This is a genomic window from Desulfopila inferna (assembly GCF_016919005.1).
GTDB lineage: Bacteria > Desulfobacterota > Desulfobulbia > Desulfobulbales > Desulfocapsaceae > Desulfopila_A > Desulfopila_A inferna.
Genome location: NZ_JAFFQE010000006.1, coordinates 18,454 through 36,991 on the forward strand (window position 1 = coordinate 18,454; position 18,538 = coordinate 36,991).

Below are 18,538 nucleotides of genomic sequence, written 5' to 3' on the forward strand. Positions count from 1 at the left end.
CAAAAATGTACCGTGTCGTTTCGCTGGAAGATATAACATGGAAAGACAGGAAAACATTCCGATGAAATTTTTCGAGCAAGCCTGATCAGCCGGGGATGATTTCGGGGACAGACACTTTTAATTTTCTTTTTCCATACTGCAACGTCATCTATATCGTACTTTCCGGCCACTTGCAAAGCTTATGTGAAATGTTCCCGAACTCATTTTCTATTGAAGCAGGCAACTGAGAAGCTGAACTTGTACCGCCCCAAAAAGGCAATTTCGAAGTTCACGTTATCTGTCCTCAATTCCAGGTACCAGATAGATTTTATCGCAGGCATATAATTGATTTCAGAGCTGCGCTTACCCGGAGTTTAATGCTTAACGGAGGAGATGTTTGTGTCAGCACTTCTCTACATATTTCATTTTGATTTCCTCTTGACATTTTATTGTTTGGAGTACACTATATAAAAAAGTTAAAATTTTTGTATTCATGATATATGAATATTGCGCTCATTTTACGATTCATAATTATCATGAGAAGCTGGAAAGTTATCTGGGTTTTTTGAATTTTTCGGTTCTTCTCCGATGAGTAATAACTTTGATAAACCACAACTTCCACGATTGGCAGAAGGACATGAAAACCATATCCGCATACATCCTCGCACTTATTTTTACGGGTATAGTGGTCTCCGGTGCATCCGCAGCCAATCTTGACGGACATGTGCAATACCGTATCGTCAGTTATAGTTTCAGCAGTGATGATCTTTCGGGATATTCCGATTCAGTCGACCTCGGGCCCCTGCTCATTACCGGAACCACATCAGACATTCTCACCGACAGTGGAGCAGGATCATCGAAATTCGGGACAAGCGATCCACAAAACGTAACCGACATTTTCGCCGTTTCAGCTGATTTTTCAGCCACGCCGGATATCTCGTTGCGCGGTGCCTTCGGTATCACCAAGAATCGCTGGGACGCCTCCCTTGATCCCGATTACGATACCGGCTGGGAAGCCAATCTTGGGGTGATATATCAATTGTTCAACAATATTCGCTATGAGGTTCATTTCGGTTATATGGCAACCGGTGACCTTTTCAAGGAGAAGAACACCTACAGCGATGTAGAAAACATCATCATGATCAGCAATCAGTTGACCATGAGTTTCTAGTCATCCGGCTATGCCACATGCCACTTGCGAAGGCTACGCTTCCATAAGAAGGCTTGTCAATACGGGTTCGACGTGACCTTACGAACTCAATTACAATAATACTTTCGCCTTTTCTTCTTTCTTACTATAGCATCGTGGTTATCTGTTTTCTGAGAAGGTCTAATCTGGCCTAGAGACCACCGTGTCGACAGACATGGCGGCAGCATATCGTAGGGCTTTCCTATTTCGTGCAATTTCCTCCAAATCCCATCCGGTGATAGAATAGAACTCTTTTCTCCGTCTATTATTACCTTGGGGGTGACTATGTCCGGAAAGGCAACAAGTGATCCTTGCCGTATCTGTTGAAGGAATGAATCAAAATAAAGACAAGAATGCTCAAGGACCTGTTGCAACGGATCATACTTCTTCTCAAGGTCGGAAGAGTAAGGGATGACTCCCGATGGATCTAAAAATGTACATTGTATCGAATTCTCCCGAACCACGGGTTTTTTTGATCTATGACCAAATGTTTCGGATATCCAAAGAGCCAATGGGCCACTGTTTTCCTGAGCGTCCCTCACTAACTGATACGGCTTTTCCGTTGTTACATCTCCCAAATGGGCATGGAATATCACTTGATCCTTATACCTGCTTTCCATCTTAAGAATTTTAATGATCTTCAGACTGTCGTCACGAGATTCCTGTGATTGCTCAAAAGCGTGCATAGTCAAGCATCTTCCGCTTCCTACAAAAGGGACGCTTCCAGCGATTGATAAGATACCGGTCCCCGAGCCGAATTCACAACCTGTCACTTCCGCAGGCAAATCATCAGACGGTTTCAAATGGATTAGATGATGGACCAGAGCGGCCGTCGCTCGTATATCCAGGATACAATCGAGTGCGCCTAAATGGGCAGAATATCGCTTCAGTATCTTACCCAGATCATCCCCTTTGAGTATCTGCCGTTGCAATAGTTCATAGGGTTTTCGGCCCCGGCGTTCCCAATTGGCGGCTTTTGCATGAAGATCGCGGTTCTTCTTCATGACGCTTTTCAAACCGCTTTCATTCAGGTTAAAGAGGTTTTGAATGTAAAGACGTGTAAAGTCCGCGACCATTGAAGCCTCTTTTTCAAAAGATAAGGCTGTATCCCGCGAATCTACAAGATCATCATAGGCTTTGGCCATCAACACTTCAGGAGAGGGTCTTCTCTTCATAAACATCATCCAATATTTTTTGGCAGCATCTGAAAGTTTTGTGCGGTTTCCTCACCTACACAGCCTCATCTATATACTTTTTCCAGATATTTTTAAAGGACAAGGAAACTTTCACGAGAGAATCTTGACATTAATTTTTAAAATTGATGTCACTTTAAAAACCTGCCTGATAGCTCACTCGAAGCTTTCTGCGGTTTTTCATAGCCTCAATTATGTTATTTTCAAATTATCAGGCGCTACCAAGGTTTTGAGGAAAGCTTGTTGCAGTTTTTTGCTAAGGAGGTGGGCAAATCGCCTGACAGGATTACACGGCTCTACTTGACAAAGGTGCCCCTTCTGCATTAAAAGTTAAGAATATTTAATAAGTATTCTCAAAGATTTGCGCTTTCCAAAAGGAGTCAATGAGGAAACCATGTTTTCATCTTCCGACTACAATATTCTGATGTATTCCCACGATACTTACGGCCTGGGCCACATTCGCAGAACAATGGCCATTGCCAATCATCTTCGTGGTCCGAAAACCAACATCCTTATTCTTACGGGCTCCCCTATTGCCGGACGGTTTTCCTTTCCTGAACATGTCGATTTTGTCCGAATACCCGGTATGATCAAAAAGAAAAACAACGAATATTGTTCCCTCTCCATTCGGATCGACGCCAAACATGCCCTTAAAATCAGAACAGACATCATCAAAGCTACTGCTAAGACATTTCAACCTGATCTTTTTATTGTCGACAAAGAACCACTCGGACTGAAACGTGAAGTCTTGCCGACTCTGAAATGGCTTAAAAAAAGTTTGCCGGCAACTACCACTGTTCTGGGCTTGCGGGATATTCTCGACGAGGCCCGGATAATCCGTAAAGACTGGCAAAAAAAAGGAGTCTACCGCTACCTTGAGAATCTCTATGATGAGATATGGGTATATGGCGAACAGAAAATCTATAATCCAATTGAGCAGTATCAAATTCCGCCGCAGATAGACGGGAAGGTTGTCTTTACAGGCTATATTTCCAGAAAAAAAACAGATGCAGCTAACCGCGCCAAAATACGCAAGCAGTTCAGAATCTTTGATGATGATACATTTATACTGGTTACCACGGGGGGAGGCGGTGACGGCAGCGAAATACTGGAAAATTTTCTCTCCCTTCACGATGAGTATCCAGAGCCGCTACCATTTAAAAGCGTTATCATTACCGGACCTTTTATGCCCCGACAAAAACGGGAAGAATTCAGAATCAGAGCCGACAGGTGCGGAATTAAATTACTGCCTTTCCATCCCCGGCTCGAAGAGCTGATAAATGCGGCAGATCTTGTTGTTACCATGGGAGGCTACAATACACTCTGCGAGATACTTACGCAGCGAACGCCCGCACTGGTAGTCCCCAGGGAATCACCGCGTCTTGAACAGCTCATCCGGGCGGAATGCCTTCATGCCAGAGGACTTATCGAATATATTCCCTGGTCCGAAATCTCTCCCGGCCTACTGCGGGAAAAAATTATCTCCATGGTTTCCCAATCGTCAAAATACAAAAATGCAATGGAGAATTTTTCGCTCTCGGGTCTGGAAACCATGCGCCAGCGCGTAGAAGTGTTCAAAGGGAACAAAAAGCCTGACAGTATAGCGACCACTTCCTGACGATATCGGCCCTCAACAGAATTATCCATACATCCTATGCGCATTCAAAAAAAAATCGATAGTCACAATAAAACAAATGACAAACCCGTGCTGGGATACATCCTCAAGGGCTATCCGCGTATTTCAGAAACATTTATATCAAACGAAATACTCCTTCTCGAGAGCTATGGCTTTAAAATAGTGATCTTTCCAATGCGTCATCCGCGGGAATCTTTTTGCCACGAATCGGTAAAGCGTATTCAGGCCGAGGTGCATTATCTGCCAAGTCATCTTCTCGGGAATTTTTTCAAACTTATTCTTCCCAATATGGCTCTTGCCCTCAAATCTCCAAAACGTTATGGCCTTGCCATCCGTGTGGCGGCAAAACGTCTTGCACGGACAAAAAAAGCGGCAACATTCAAACATCTTTTCCAGGCAGGGTTCATGGTTAATAACCATATCATCAAGGATAGCGCTGTGCGGGTCGACCATCTACACGGCCATTTTGCCCATTCGCCAACCTCTGTGACCATGTTTGCCTCTCTGCTCAGCGGACTGTCATTCAGCTTCACCGCGCACGCCAAGGATATCTACACGTCGAACAAAGAGCAACTCAGGGAAAAAATAGAAAAGGCGCTCTTTGTAGTAACCTGCACCCGCTATAATGCCGAGTATCTTCAGAAAATTGCCGGTTCATCAAACACTCCCATTCATTGCGTCTATCACGGAGTGGATACCGGCCTTTTTCGCTCCCAGGAATCCAGAGAAAACTGCACTCCTCCGTTTACCTTGCTTACAATCGCCCGAATCACCGAAAAAAAGGGTCTACCCGTACTTTACAAGGCCTTGGCCAGATTAAAAAAACTGGGCATCGACTTTCACCATACACTCATCGGCGATGGTGATGACCGCAAAAAGATTCTTGATCTTATCAGTGAGCTTGATCTTACCGACAATTGTGTCTGGCTGGGCACGCAAACTCATGAAGAGGTACTCCGTCACTTTGAAAAGTGCGATCTTTTCCTTCTGAGCTCCCGCGTCGCTGCCGATGGCGACAGGGACGGCATCCCCAATGTTCTGGTGGAAAGTCTGGCCATGGGGGTTCCGGCTATTTCCACCGATGTCTCGGCTATCCCCGAACTGATCCGGCACCGGCACACCGGGCTCATTGTGCCTCCGGATAACAGTGAGGCAATAACCGATGCCATCATATCGCTCCTGAATGACTCCACACTCCGCAGCAAATGCATCAAGGAGGGTCGGAAGCTTGTTCTTGCCCAATTTGATAATGGCCGGCTTACCGCCAAGCTGGCCGATATTTTTACCGGACATGTCGGCGCACAAAAAATGGAGCGGTGAGATCATGGAAAGAGAAGAAAGTAGGGAGAATTTCTCAGCTGATACATGTTTTGGACTGCTGCGCCATGGTACCACACTGTGGAATGAAGAAAAACGCATCCAGGGAAGCCTGGATTCCAGGCTCAGTCTTGCCGGAAAGGAAAAAATGCATGATTGGGCTCGGTTTCTGGCTGCACAGCACTGGAGCAGGATACTGGCAAGTGATCTTGGCAGGGCAAAAGAGAGCGCGGCAATCCTCAATTCCATTATGAAAGTTCCCGTCACTTTTGAAAGCAGGCTTAGAGAGCAACACTGGGGAGAGTGGGAGGGGCGGAGGATCGAGGAGATTAGAGCCAAGTACTCAGAGGAGGTAGCACGACAGGTAGCTTCCGGCTGGGACTTCAGGCCGCCACTGGGAGAGAGCAGACGGGAAGTTCTTCAACGAAGCTGGATCGCTCTTCATGAGGCCTCACTGGCCTGGCCGCAGCAGAAAATCCTGATTGTCTGCCACCAGGGTATAATCAAATGCCTGATTTCCGATATTTTGCACACAAAATTCTTGCCGGACGCTCCCCCACAACTTGATCAAAATTCCCTGCACACCATAATTTTCCGCAACGGCAGTCTCCTCTGCAAGGAACTCAACATCTCTTTGGTATCATGAGAATCGCCTACTACTGCCAAAATGTTCTCGGCATCGGACATTTCCATCGGAGCCTTGAAATCTGTAAACAACTGGCCCGACTCCACAGGGTTACTATGATAACCGGTGGAGCATCTTTGCCGGGAAGCCGGTCCGATATCGACATCTCCTTTTTTCAGCTGCCGGGATTAATGATGGATTCCCGGTTCAACAATCTTGCTCCCTGTGATTCCAGCCAAACTCTAAATGAAACGAAGAAGCTTAGAGCCGAAATGCTCTATGGTTTTTTCCAAAGCTACAAGCCGGATGTATTCCTGATAGAACTCTACCCCTTTGGCAGAAAAGCATTTCGTTTTGAGCTCGATCCGGTTTTAGAGAGCATTAAAAAAGGGCACCTGTCCCCTTGCCTCTGCTTCTGCAGCCTACGAGACATTCTGGTGGAACGGCATGACAGCACAAAATTTGAGAATAGAATCATTGCCACTCTTAACTCTCATTTTGACGGATTATTGATCCATGGGGATCAAAATCTCATTTCCCTTGATCAAACCTTCAGCAGGGTTAGCGATATAACAGTTCCCATTGCCTACACCGGATATGTTACCCCTCCCGTTCCCGATCTCGACCGCGTTCGGCTTCGGAAAAATCTTGGAATTGAAAAAGATACACGTCTTATTGTTGCCAGTATCGGCGGCGGCAATGTTGGCACCGAACTCCTTTTTGCAGTGGCGGAATCTCTTCGGTTCATAGACGATAAATCCTTGTCGCTTCACATTTTCACCGGTCCTTACGCCTCGCAGTCGGTCTATGATTCTCTCAGAAATTCTTCCGACAAAAGAATCAAAGTGGAACGCTTTACCCCGCATTTCACCGACTGGCTCCTGGCTGCGGATCTGTCAGTATCGATGGCAGGCTATAACACCACCATGAATATTCTCTCGACGGGAGTCCCTTCGCTGCTTTACCCCTTCAGCCACAACAGTGAACAATCTCTAAGGATCGGCAAACTTCAAAAAATGGCGCCATTAACAATTCTAAAAGGTGACGAGCTATCTCCCGACAGACTCGCCGCTCTCATTCTTGGCAGGCTTGCAGAAAAACGATTCAATCCCCCAATTCGTCTTGATGGCGCGCAAATCACTGTCACCATTGTGGAGCAATGGTACCAAGCCATGAGGGAGAAGTAATGCGCTATAAGATATCTTCTCTTTACTCTTCCCCCATTCCACACCTGAGCACGAAACTGGGTAATTCCATAGAGTCAGGACTGACTGCGGGTAACGGTTCAGCCGTTGTTTTTTTTCGGGCGGACGATATCGGAGTTCCGTCGCAACAGTTTTTTGAGATGATCTCGCTTTTTATAAAACATGATATGCCGCTTTGCCTTGCAGTCGTACCCACATGGTTGACAGAGAGACGCTGGCACAGACTTAAAGAGGCTACCGCCGGTGCAAGACTGTGCTGGCATCAGCATGGCTGGCGGCATGCCAACCATGAATATTCCGGTAAAAAGCAGGAATTCGGCGACAGCCGTCCTGCAGAGGACCTGCAGAGGGATCTTCTCAGAGGCAGGGAAAGGCTGTCTCAGCTTATCGGCTCTGAATTTTTCCCCTTCTTTACTCCTCCCTGGAACAGATGTGGTGAAAAGACATTGGCACTACTGCAAGAATTTGACTTCAGAGGAATATCAAGAAGCTCCGGTGCGATACCATCGGCAACGGATCTGCCGGATTTTCAGGTAAATGTCGATCTTCATACTGGAAAGGAGCAGGAGCCTGAATTGTCGCTGCACCTCCTGCTCATGCAACTCAGCCGTTCCATGACTTACGGTACTTCCGGGATAATGCTTCATCACCAGCTCATGAATAGTCAGGCACTGCTGTTACTCGATCAACTGCTGCAGTCAGTTCGTGACTTCAAGAGCTTACAGCCCCTCCAATTCCAGGATATGAGCACAGCCTGACTCAAGAAACAGCTCACGATCGTGTCCTAAAACCAAATACGTGACAACGGCACCATTTTTTGGGATAATAATTACTATTGTAATGTTAACTCTTAATGTTAATAATCATTCTCAGGGAGGATCTGCATGAAACGCTTACAAAGACTACCCCTGAAAGTGTCCTTTGGTATTGCCTATAAAAGTATTCGGGTTCGTTTTTTCCGATCACTCATTACCACTTTGAGCCTGATGCTTGCCGTGGCATTTCTCTCCTTCACCCAAATCAGCAACGACATTGCTCAGTCTTTGCTTGTACTTGGCGATGCGGAGCTTTTGGGCAAACTGACCCGACTTGGATATGACATCGACCCAGAAACGTTAAGCGCTACGGGCTCTCCCAAGCAACGCTGGATTGTCTTTCTTTCTCTGCTGGTCTGTATCGTCGGCATTATCAATGCACAACTGATGTCGGTTACCGAACGTTTTCGAGAAATTGGAACCATGAAATGCCTTGGCGCCCTGGATGGATTCGTAGTTGTACTTTTCATCATCGAGGCGGCGATAGAAGGACTTGCCGGGGCGGTGATCGGTGCATTTTTGGGAATACTCTCCGCGCTTCTTACCGGAATCAGTCGGTTTGGCGTGATCTCCGTCACGGCATTATCATGGTGGGAAGTCGGAAATTCTCTGGTGATCGCTGTATTGATCGGTACGTCTCTCAGTCTTTTGGGAGCATTATATCCCGCATTGCTGGCAGCCAGAATGCAGCCGGTTGAGGCCATGCGGGTAGAGCAGTAATCATAAAATCACGACTCAAATTGGACTTGAGGAAAAACCATGGCATCAAAAAACGTAGTCCGGGTGACGGGAGTGACCAAGGACTTCGACCTGGGCAAAATAGTCGTCCCGGTTCTCAAAGGTATAGATCTTGAAATATCCACGGGACATTATATATCCATTATGGGTCCATCAGGCTCCGGCAAATCAACGCTTTTCAACATGATCGGGGGGCTCGACAAACCAACATCCGGAAAAGTGTTTATCGATGAAGTCGATATCGCCCAACTCGATGCCTATGAACTGGCCTGGCTGCGCTGCCGCAAAATCGGTTATATTTTTCAAACCTTCAATCTTATTCCGGTAATGACCGCCCTGGAGAATGTCACCCTGCCCATGACCTTTGCCGGCACTCCCAATGAGGCGGCAACAAAAAAAGGGATGGAACTTCTCCATCTTGTGGGATTGGATGGCCGTCATTCCCACAGGCCCTCTGAACTCTCCGGCGGACAACAGCAAAGGGTTGCCGTGGCGCGCGCCCTGGCTAATGATCCGGCCATTATCCTCGCTGACGAGCCCACCGGGAACCTGGATCTGACCACGGGAGAAGACATCATCACTTTGCTGAAACAACTCTCCAGTAACAGAGGTGTCACCGTCATTTCAGCGACACATGATTACAAAATGCTCAATGTCTCCGACAAGGTTATCTGGATCAGAGACGGCAAGATAGAGAAAATTCAGGATCGCGATGAACTTGATATACAAACAGGGAAAGTGGAAAATACCAGCGAAAACTAAACCGCTCTCCCGAAAAATTGTTTTTCAATACATAAACCACTACTCGTCCATAAAAGCCATGAGTAGCTACTTAAATTGAAAATGATACCGATACGGAAAATACTCTTATTCCTCCTTGGGGTTCTATTCATGCTGCAAAGCCAGGTTTTGGCCGAAGACAGCAGCCACAAAAGCCTGGTTAAGGAGCTCACCCTCTTCGGTGATCGAAGTACCGGCAGTACGGGAAACAGCAGGGCAGCGGCTTTTATATTCAACCACTTCGAGAAACTTGGGTTTTCTCCACAGCACCATTCTTTTACCGTTCCCGTACGAAAAGTACATGATGCATCAATGCAGCTCGGAGAGGATAGCATTGCTCTCCAACCGTTTTTATATAACGCCATAACTCCCCAGGGTATAGACGGCACGCTTACGGGACCACTTTATTACGTTGCTTCCGGTACCATGCCGGAACTGAGTGGAAAACCCATAAAAGACAGTATCGTCCTGATGGACTTCGACTCCGGACTGAACTGGCAGACAGCAGCCTCCCTGGGAGCCAAAGCCGCCATTCTGGTAGATAAGGGTAATATCAAAGGCAGACATTTCTTTGAAGAGAAAACGGAACTTTCACCCATTCAGTTTCCCATATTCTGGATTACCGAGCAGGAGGCGGTTTCTCTTTTCGGCGATTTGACGGAGAGCACCTCCCCTGTCGCCGAATCCATCACCCTGCACTCTGCAGTGGAGTGGCAGGAGACGATCGGCCAAAATATCTACTGCTTCGTCGAAGGCAACGACCCAAGCCTTCGGGATGAGCTGCTCGTCATCGATGCTTTTTATGACAATTCCGTCTTCCTGCCGGGGCAGGCGCCGGGAGCGGATGAAGCGACCTCCATAGTTACTCTTTTAAAAACCGCAGAACACCTGAGCCGCGCTCCCCCGGGCCGCTCTATCCTGCTCCTGGCCAGCAGCGGTCATAGTGAAGCACTTGCCGGTTTCCGGGAACTCATCTGGTCCCTGCAGTCCAAAGAAAAGGATCTTTCAGGTTATCATAAGCTGCTGATGCATGATATTGAGCAGGCACAGAGTTATCTTGAGGAGCTCGCCTCAGTTGATTTTCCCCTTGCCGTCGACCAGGAGCGCGACAACCGTCTGAAAGAAGCTGTTGACAACACCCTGAAGGCCTCCATAGATCAAGTAACCCGGGAACTCGTCAATCTGCGCCTCAACCGGGAAGCTGCCGAGAACAAGGAAAAAATAGACAAGTTGGTGGAGAGACGGTTCGCCCTGCGACAACTCAGCTGGAAGAGACGATTCGATGATCTCGATAAACGGGAAATCACACTGTTCGAGGAACTTATTCCCGCGACCATTGCTGAACATGAAAAGATTATCGACCTCCGCAAAAAACACCTCGAGGTATTTGAGACAAGCCTGGCCTTCCGGGAAAATATAGAAAAATACCGCATAGCCGCCTTTATCTCGCTGCATCTTTCCAGTCACGGCACCGGCATAGGCGGCTTCCACGAAGGCTGGCTTTATCAGCTCAAACCTAATATCAACCGTACCGGAATATACAGTGCCGCTGGAGATGCCATGCGGCAGTTCGCCCAACAAAGTGGCAGTTCCACACCCTACATAGATTCTCTCAGCCCCTCGAGGATGCGTACCTGGGACACCTGGTTTCTCGGAACCCCCTTCCACGGTGGAGAGGTAAGCTCGCTGGCCGGATATCTGGGGTTCACCCTGGCGACCATCGGCGACGCCAGGCATTTATGGGGCACTCCCTGGGATACTTTCGATTCAGTGGACTGGAAGGCTCTGGTTGAACAGGAAAAGCTGGTAACATATCTTGTCGGCGAACTGAGCAGGGTAGAAAATCTTAGCACGGGCAGGATGCCGAGAAACGGTTTTTCAACAGTCACCGGAAGGGCCAATCTTTTGCTCCAGGGAGAACTCTTTGCCGATTATCCGGCACAGGGCACCACAATCATGGCCTTCCAGGGACAAGCCCGGTTTTACGCCACCGTCGATAGCGGCGGCACCTTCCATCTCAAAGGCGTTGCCGACAGTAAAAACGTAGTGGATAAGGTAATCATCGAAGGGTACCGTTTCGATGGCACGGCAGGCCGGGTGAAATGGGCCATAGATAAAAATGAAACCGACAAGGATAATTACAGATTGAAAATCAGGCGGGAGAATACCAATACCGACCTGACCCTCTTCAGCTGCACGGAAACCACTATTTTCGATCTTCTCGAACCCCGGAACTTCAATTATCTCACAAAAATAGACCTTCTTGATGGTCGTCGGGATGCTCCGCCGACGCATTACTGGTACAGCCGCATCGATACCCGCTCATCGATCATTTCCTCGATTTACACCGAACCCGGAACCTGGCTTAAATTGACACTTTCCGATACCGTTCTTACCCGGAAACTCCTGCTGACAAACAGTACGGAAAAATCTCCCCTCGGCTACGGCTATCCTGTCAACACCTACTCCTCCATTCCCAACACCAGCTATCATGCTGCAGAAGATATCTGGACGCTGCTTAAACCGCGCATCAACAACCTGGAGAAACACGGCATTGTGGACCCTCAGGTAAACGCCCTTGAAAAGAAAGGTCTCGCCGCACTGGAAAAAAGCAGACGTGCTCTCGATGACATGGACTATGGAACTTTTAAAGAATCCACGCTCCAGGCACTGGCACTGGCCGGCAGGGTTTACGTGCAGGTCGAAAAAACTCAGAAAGACGTGCTCTTCGGCGTCCTTTTCTACATTGCCCTCTTCGTCCCCTTTTCCTTCTGCCTTGAGCGCTTTCTTTTCAATTATGCCAATATATACAAGCGAATCAGTGCATTTACCGCCATACTGGTGATTCTGATTAGTGTCATCTATAACGTGCACCCTGCCTTCCAACTGGCTTACAGCCCCATGGTGGTGATCCTGGCTTTTTTTATTATAGGCCTCTCTCTAATGGTGAGTTTCATTGTTTTTTCACGGTTTGAAGAAGAGATGATTATACTGCAGAGGCATGCAAGCCATAAACGCCCCTCCGAGATAAGCCGATGGAAGGCTTTTGTCGCCGCCTTCTTTCTGGGTGTATCCAATTTGCGCAGGCGGCGGCTGCGCACAATCCTGACCTGTCTGACCCTGATCATTCTCACGTTCACCATCATGAGTTTTACTACGGTCAAATCCAGCCTGAAAGCGAACAAACTGCTGTTCCAGGAAGATGCGCCCTATGCAGGACTGCTCATCAAATCCTTCAATTGGCAAAGCCTGCCGAGACAGGCGGAAACGGCAATGTCGGCAGGAAGTGCAGACAGGACAACCGCCGCCCGGATATGGCTGGAGGGAAGAAGCATGACCCGGCCGGTGCAGGTTCCCCTCTATCACCAGGAAAACACGGTTGAACTTAGGGGACTGATCGGTATGGACCCGGCCGAAAGGAAGATATCGGCAATCGACTCCATCCTGACTTCGGGAAGATGGTTCACGAGCGAGGACAGGTATGCCATCCTCCTGGGAGACAGCTCCACCGCCCGCCTTGGTCTGAAAGCAGAAGAGCTGCCGCAGACCGTCTATCTCTGGGGCATGGAATTTACTGTTATCGGCACCTTTTCAGGATCACGGCTCGATGCCATAACCGATCTTGATGGTGAACCACTTACCCCGGTCACCTTTCCCGAGGAGGTTTCCACCGAACTCTCCGAAGTCGAGCAGGAAGCCATGGTATCGGGGGAAGACGTCCGCTCTCTGCAGAGCAGATACCGGCATATCGCCGGCAATCAGGTTGCAGTCATTCCCGCAAAAACCCTTTACGCCATGGGGGGATCGTTAAAAAGCGTAGCCATCAAACCCGGTGCAGGCAGAGATATTCAGGAGATTGCCTCACGCCTGGTGGAGCGTTTCAGCCTGCCGATATTTGCAGGAGATGCCAGTGGTGTCTGGTTCTTCTCTCCCAGCAACACCCTGAGTTACAGCGGTGTTCCGAATATCCTGATTCCTCTGATCATCTCTGTTTTTATTGTGCTAAACACCATGATCAGCTCCGTCTATGAGCGAAAAAACGAGATTGCTGTCTACACCTCCGTGGGGCTCGCCCCTTCGCATGTCTCCTTTCTTTTTATAGCGGAAGCCATGGCCCTTGCGGTCATATCCGTCGTCTTTGGCTATCTGCTGGCACAGGTATCGGCTGCACTTTTTTCCACAACACCTTACTGGGCTGGAATAACAGTTAATTATTCGTCACTTGCCGGAGTCGCGGCGATGATCCTCATTATGGCGGTTGTTCTCCTTTCGGTCATATATCCCTCCCGCGTTGCCGCAAAAATCGCCATCCCCGATGTCAAACAGACCTTTCAGCTGCCCACCCCGGTAAACAACAGAATTGAGGTGACACTTCCCTTTTTTATGAAATATGAAGAAAACGAATCCATTGGCGGGTTCCTCTACAGCTATCTTACCGGCCATCAGGATATCTCCCACGGCATGTTCTCCACCGGTCAGGTGGATATTGTCTTCAGCTGCACTACAGCGGCAGAGATAAAGGAGATGGTGATCAGGGCCGCCGAGCCTTCATCACTGAACTGCCTGCACATAAGGGCCAAAGTGTGGCTTGCTCCCTTCGACTTCGGCATCATGCAATGGATTGATATTCAATTCTGTCCGGTTCGGGAAAATCCAGAATATCTGGAAATTAAAATTTCACTACAGCGCAATTCAGGGGAGATTGAGATGTGGAAGCGTACCAATAAGATATTCCTTCATGATATACGTAAACAGCTGCTGATCTGGCGTTCCCTGGACGATGAAGGACACACATCATACCGGATCGTGTTACAAGAGGCGCTGGGACATCAGGATCCTCTGCCTGCAGGTCAAACAGGATAAAAAAATATGGCGGAAAAACAGGGTCACACCATACGGCTGCGGGCAATCATCGTTGGAGTGGTGTTTGCAATGATTATCTGCCTGCTTACGCCGGTCAACAACATCTATCACCAGGCTACTCCCCTTGGCGGCGGCCATTTCCCACTGGCTCCATTTTTTATCTTCTTTCTCCTTGCCCTGATAATAACCCTGCTCAATCGTTTCTTGCAGAGCCGAATGCTGCTGGGCGGCTATGAGCTCATCGTCATCTGGGTACAGATGGTTATCGGCTCCGGCATCGCCTACACCGGTTTTGCCAGAACATTTCTGATCAATCTGACGGCACCTGTCCATTTCGCCACCGTGGGCAACATGTGGGAAGATAAATTGCTGCCGCTGCTGCCCCGACAGCTTATTCCCGAAGAGGGCGCCATAAGGATTCTTTACAAAGGTATAGAAGGCGGTCGCGACATGGACTGGCGGCAACTCTTCTATCAAATACCGTGGGAGGCATGGCTGACGCCGATGCTGCTTTGGTCGATATTCATTCTTCTCAGCTTTTTGGTGATGTTCTGCATCGTCAACATCCTCTCCCGGCAATGGATACATAATGAGCGAATAAATTTTCCACTGCTCAAGGTGCCCGAAATGATAGGTGCCGCGGTCAACGACAAGACACTGGGCAGTCTCCTGTTGGACAGATTCCTCCTGGCGGGCTTATCAATTCCACTCTTTCTCCACCTGCTCAACGGCGCCGCCTTTTATTTTCCATCTGTTCCCAACATTACAACTCTGGTATTGGCAGGGGGTTATTTCCCGGACTACGGCCTTTTTTCGGGATTCCAGAAACTGCGCATCTATTTCTACCCCGCCTTTATCGGTTTCGCCTTTCTCGCCTCGAGACAAATTTCCTTCTCCTTCTGGTTTTTCTACCTGGCAGGCTGCCTGCTCTATGGCATTCTCAATGTACTGGGATTCATCATCCCGGTATCGGAGTTGGGAGTGACTTTCGGTCCCACCCTGTCGCGGCCCGAGGAGATGCAAATGATCGGGGCTTATGGAGTATTCTTTTTTTTCCTGGTATGGTTGGCCAGGCACCATCTCATGGAAGTCACCCGGGCATCCCTGTTCCTGAAAAAGAGGATCCCCTCCGGAACGGAATGGTTTGATGTGCGTCTGGCTTTCTGGGGTACACTCGGCGGCATGGCCGCGCTCGTCTTCTGGTATATGCAGATGGGTGTGAATATTATTAGCGCCATCCTTATGGTATCCTTTTTTTTCATGATCATGATTGTGGCCACCAGAATTATCTGCCAGGGCGGCCTTGCCTATTTCACTCTAACGGCAGCTCCTCTGGACGGTATTATCGCCCTGTTCGGCCCCAAGCTTTTCGCCGGAGTAAGCGGGGTACTGGCCGGTATGAGCCAAAAAACGCTCTTTGTCGATTTGCGTGAATCACTGATGCCTTCTCTGGTGCACGGCAGAAAGGTGCACCATGGTAACAATCCAGCACTTCTTCTTTTTGCGGGACTGGTGATCACCGTTATTTTTTCACTGGCGGCCTCCTTTATCGCCATGATGATGCTTTGTTACCGATACGGCATGCGGGCACTCAATCAGGAATGGGCCACCGGTTCCACGGTCGCTGTTTACGAGAATATCTTCCGCCTGGTTACAACTCCTCCGGACACGGGAACCTGGGTACTTGGTTTTGCCTTCTTCGGAGCCCTGCTTATGCTGATGCTGGTCATCGCCTATCACCGCTTTATCTGGTGGCCGATTCATCCCATTGGATATCTGACCGCCTACAGTTCGGCGATGAGGATTCTCTGGCTCAGCTTTTTTATAGGATGGGTCTGCAATGTTCTGTGCATGCGCTACGGAGGTATACGTTTTTTTAAAAAATTTCAGCTGTTTTTCGTCGGACTGATCATCGGCGATTTTCTGATGGGCGGTGGCTGGGCCATTGTCGGCCTTTTTACCGACATAGGCTACAAGGTCCTACCCGATTGATGTATTTAATGACGATAACATCCGATCTCGGGCGTTATCACTAAGCTGGACTCTTTACAGTACCCCCTTGAGGGGTATAAGAACCTTTAAGCAGATTATTTTCTTGCAAAAAACACAGGAAAACAATCTGCAAGGCACTAAATGAATATGAGAAAAATCCCATGCTGTCGGTCGAACCGTATTCCGAGGGCATAACAATAAAACCGTTCAGACATCAGGCATAGAGCCGACTATCATGTACGATGACAAGGAACTAAAGGAATACAGGGACCTGCTGCCGACTCCGGATCATTTTGAGGAAGGATTCGACTGGAAAACCATCATCGGCGCCATATTCATAGGATTTCTGATGATGCCCGGCTCCATGTATCTCCAGCTGGTTATCGGCCAGGGGATCGGTCCCGCAGCACGGTGGGTTACTATCATCCTTTTTGCCGAGGTTGCCAAGCGGGCTCATTCCGAGCTGAAGCAGCAGGAGATTTTTCTTCTATACTATATGGCCGGCGCGGCTCTGGCCTCGCCATTCTCCGGGCTGCTGTGGAATCAGTATCTGGTGCAGTCCGATGCTGCCAGAATGCTTGGTCTGACGGAGTACATTCCCACCTGGATAGCACCCGCATCCGACTCGCTCTCTCTGGTTGAGAGATCTTTCCTCCATCGGGACTGGCTCATACCGATTCTGCTGCTGGTGGGATCTCAGATCATCCAGCGTATCGACCATTTCGGGCTGGGGTATGCTCTCTACCGCATTACCTCCGATGTCGAAAAACTTCCTTTCCCCATGGCTCCGGTCGCTGCCCTGGGAACCATGGCCCTGGCGGAATCGACGGAGGAAAAGAAGACCAGCTGGAAATGGCGCGTTTTTTCCATAGGGGGCGTGATCGGCCTTGTTTTTGGGGCGGTATATGTTCTAATTCCTATTGTCTCGAGCCTTATCTTTACCGAACCCATCCGGCTTATCCCCATCCCATGGGTGGAACTGACCAGCCATACTGAAGATATTCTGCCTGCGGTGGCCACCGGAATCCAGCTTGATCTTGGCCTGGTTTTCATCGGTATGGTCATTCCCTTCTGGGCCGTGATCGGTGGTTTAATCGGTCTTGTTATTACCATCGTTCTCAACCCCATCCTCTATTCCCAGGGCATCCTCCATCGCTGGCATCCCGGCATGGCCACGGTTGATACGGTTTTTGCCAACAACTTTGATTTTTATATGAGCTTCGGCATAGGCCTGGGGCTGGCTATCGGCTGTATCGGCATATGGTCGGTGGTTCACTCCTTTCGCCAGGCCAAAGACGAGAATACGTCCTGGCAGGATCTCTTCAATCCGCCCAAGGGGAGAGGTGATTTCAACTTCTGGATATCTATTGCCATCTACGTTTTTTCCACTCTGGCCTACGTCTATCTCTGCGTTCTCCTGGTGCCGAATTTCCCCTGGATTTTCTTTTTGGCCTACGGTTTTATCTATACACCGGTAATTTCCTATATAACCGCACGAATGGAAGGTATTGCCGGGCAGTTTGTCAGCCTTCCTCTTGTTCGTGAAGCAAGTTTCATTGCCGGCGCCCGGTATTTTGGTTACCAGGGAATTGAAATCTGGTATGCCCCGATCCCCATACATAATTATGGCGAAGCCACTGTGCAATTTCGTCAGATTGAGCTCACCGGGACATCTATCCGCGGTATTATTAAAGCGGAAATAATTGTCTTTCCCATTGTGATGATCGCCAGCCTGCTGTTCTCACAATTCATCTGGCGGTTGGCGCCTATTCCTTCATCAAGTTATCCCTACGCCCAGGAACTCTGGCATCTCCAGGCCCTCAATACTCTGCTGATGCAGACATCCACGCTTGAGGGCAATTCCCTGTTCTATCAGGCTCTGAATGGAACAACTGTTTTTGCCGGGCTCACCTTCGGCATCGTCATGTATGGTGTTTTGAGTCTTTTCGGCCTACCGGTGCTTCTCATTTACGGGGTGGTACGTGGTCTGGGACAGTCAACTCCGCACGGGATGATCCTCGAGGTGGCCGGAGCTCTACTGGGAAGATATTACTTTTATAAGCGTTACGGCAAGATGTGGCGGCAGTATGCACCGGTACTACTTGCCGGTTTTTCGTGCGGAATGGGCCTCACGGGAATGTTTGCCATGGGATTTGCCCTCATTGCCAAATCTCTCGGCCATATGGCATATTAATACCGTCTATTC

At 48.8% G+C, this 18,538-nt stretch carries 12 protein-coding genes; 11 read left to right on the top strand and 1 reads right to left on the bottom strand.

Going from position 1 to position 18,538, the window contains the following annotated elements; translation table 11 throughout:
- The first annotated feature begins 616 nt into the window (after positions 1-616).
- Positions 617-1,150 carry a hypothetical protein gene (locus tag JWG88_RS14810; RefSeq protein WP_205234570.1) on the top strand — a complete coding sequence of 178 codons (534 nt, stop codon included), beginning with the start codon at positions 617-619 and terminating at the stop codon, positions 1,148-1,150.
- Positions 1,151-1,236: 86 nt separating this feature from the next.
- Here the strand turns inward: JWG88_RS14810 and JWG88_RS14815 are convergent, their stop codons facing one another.
- Complete coding sequence (locus tag JWG88_RS14815) at positions 1,237-2,343, bottom strand: hypothetical protein (protein ID WP_205234571.1); 1,107 nt, start codon at positions 2,341-2,343, stop codon at positions 1,237-1,239.
- A gap of 412 nt (positions 2,344-2,755) precedes the next feature.
- On the opposite strand from JWG88_RS14815, the gene JWG88_RS14820 reads away from it, so the two are divergent.
- The 10 genes from JWG88_RS14820 (at position 2,756) to JWG88_RS14865 (ending at position 18,526) form a co-directional block, all read left to right on the top strand.
- Positions 2,756-3,979: a glycosyltransferase family protein gene (locus tag JWG88_RS14820; protein ID WP_205234572.1), complete on the top strand. Its 1,224-nt coding sequence runs from the start codon at positions 2,756-2,758 to the stop codon at positions 3,977-3,979.
- Between the two features lie 36 nt (positions 3,980-4,015).
- Positions 4,016-5,317, top strand: coding sequence for a glycosyltransferase family 4 protein (locus JWG88_RS14825; protein ID WP_205234573.1), 1,302 nt, complete (start codon positions 4,016-4,018; stop codon positions 5,315-5,317).
- Positions 5,318-5,321: 4 nt separating this feature from the next.
- Positions 5,322-5,960: a histidine phosphatase family protein gene (locus JWG88_RS14830; RefSeq protein ID WP_205234574.1), complete on the top strand. Its 639-nt coding sequence runs from the start codon at positions 5,322-5,324 to the stop codon at positions 5,958-5,960.
- The gene (locus tag JWG88_RS14835; RefSeq protein ID WP_205234575.1) at positions 5,957-7,126 is read left to right on the top strand and encodes a glycosyltransferase family protein; all 1,170 of its coding nucleotides are present in this window, start codon (positions 5,957-5,959) and stop codon (positions 7,124-7,126) included. The genes JWG88_RS14830 and JWG88_RS14835 overlap by 4 nt, the downstream gene beginning before the upstream one ends.
- Positions 7,126-7,902, top strand: a complete 777-nt coding sequence (locus tag JWG88_RS14840) for a polysaccharide deacetylase family protein (protein WP_205234576.1) — start codon at positions 7,126-7,128, stop codon at positions 7,900-7,902. The genes JWG88_RS14835 and JWG88_RS14840 overlap by 1 nt, the downstream gene beginning before the upstream one ends.
- Before the next feature lie 126 nt (positions 7,903-8,028).
- Complete coding sequence (locus tag JWG88_RS14845; RefSeq protein WP_205234577.1) at positions 8,029-8,679, top strand: ABC transporter permease; 651 nt, start codon at positions 8,029-8,031, stop codon at positions 8,677-8,679.
- A gap of 39 nt (positions 8,680-8,718) precedes the next feature.
- A complete protein-coding gene (locus JWG88_RS14850) occupies positions 8,719-9,459 on the top strand; it encodes an ABC transporter ATP-binding protein (RefSeq protein WP_205234578.1) in 741 nt (246 codons plus the stop codon).
- Positions 9,460-9,588: 129 nt separating this feature from the next.
- Complete coding sequence (locus JWG88_RS14855; RefSeq protein WP_205234579.1) at positions 9,589-14,340, top strand: FtsX-like permease family protein; 4,752 nt, start codon at positions 9,589-9,591, stop codon at positions 14,338-14,340.
- Between the two features lie 6 nt (positions 14,341-14,346).
- Positions 14,347-16,332 carry a DUF6785 family protein gene (locus JWG88_RS14860; RefSeq protein WP_205234580.1) on the top strand — a complete coding sequence of 662 codons (1,986 nt, stop codon included), beginning with the start codon at positions 14,347-14,349 and terminating at the stop codon, positions 16,330-16,332.
- Between the two features lie 235 nt (positions 16,333-16,567).
- Positions 16,568-18,526 (top strand): OPT family oligopeptide transporter, encoded by a 1,959-nt coding sequence (locus JWG88_RS14865; RefSeq protein WP_205234581.1) that lies wholly within the window; start codon positions 16,568-16,570, stop codon positions 18,524-18,526.
- The last annotated feature ends 12 nt before the right edge of the window (positions 18,527-18,538 follow it).

What these genes read in the sequence shown, in the direction of transcription:
- JWG88_RS14855 (WP_205234579.1), top strand. Translation starts at nt 9,589, where the DNA reads ATGCTGCAAAGCCAGGTTTTGGCCGAAGACAGCAGCCACAAAAGCCTG.
- JWG88_RS14825 (WP_205234573.1), top strand. Translation starts at nt 4,016, where the DNA reads ATGCGCATTCAAAAAAAAATCGATAGTCACAATAAAACAAATGACAAA.
- JWG88_RS14835 (WP_205234575.1), top strand. Translation starts at nt 5,957, where the DNA reads ATGAGAATCGCCTACTACTGCCAAAATGTTCTCGGCATCGGACATTTC.
- JWG88_RS14815 (WP_205234571.1), bottom strand. Translation starts at nt 2,343, where the DNA reads ATGAAGAGAAGACCCTCTCCTGAAGTGTTGATGGCCAAAGCCTATGAT.
- JWG88_RS14830 (WP_205234574.1), top strand. Translation starts at nt 5,322, where the DNA reads ATGGAAAGAGAAGAAAGTAGGGAGAATTTCTCAGCTGATACATGTTTT.
- JWG88_RS14850 (WP_205234578.1), top strand. Translation starts at nt 8,719, where the DNA reads ATGGCATCAAAAAACGTAGTCCGGGTGACGGGAGTGACCAAGGACTTC.
- JWG88_RS14845 (WP_205234577.1), top strand. Translation starts at nt 8,029, where the DNA reads ATGAAACGCTTACAAAGACTACCCCTGAAAGTGTCCTTTGGTATTGCC.
- JWG88_RS14840 (WP_205234576.1), top strand. Translation starts at nt 7,126, where the DNA reads ATGCGCTATAAGATATCTTCTCTTTACTCTTCCCCCATTCCACACCTG.
- JWG88_RS14820 (WP_205234572.1), top strand. Translation starts at nt 2,756, where the DNA reads ATGTTTTCATCTTCCGACTACAATATTCTGATGTATTCCCACGATACT.
- JWG88_RS14860 (WP_205234580.1), top strand. Translation starts at nt 14,347, where the DNA reads ATGGCGGAAAAACAGGGTCACACCATACGGCTGCGGGCAATCATCGTT.
- JWG88_RS14810 (WP_205234570.1), top strand. Translation starts at nt 617, where the DNA reads ATGAAAACCATATCCGCATACATCCTCGCACTTATTTTTACGGGTATA.
- JWG88_RS14865 (WP_205234581.1), top strand. Translation starts at nt 16,568, where the DNA reads ATGTACGATGACAAGGAACTAAAGGAATACAGGGACCTGCTGCCGACT.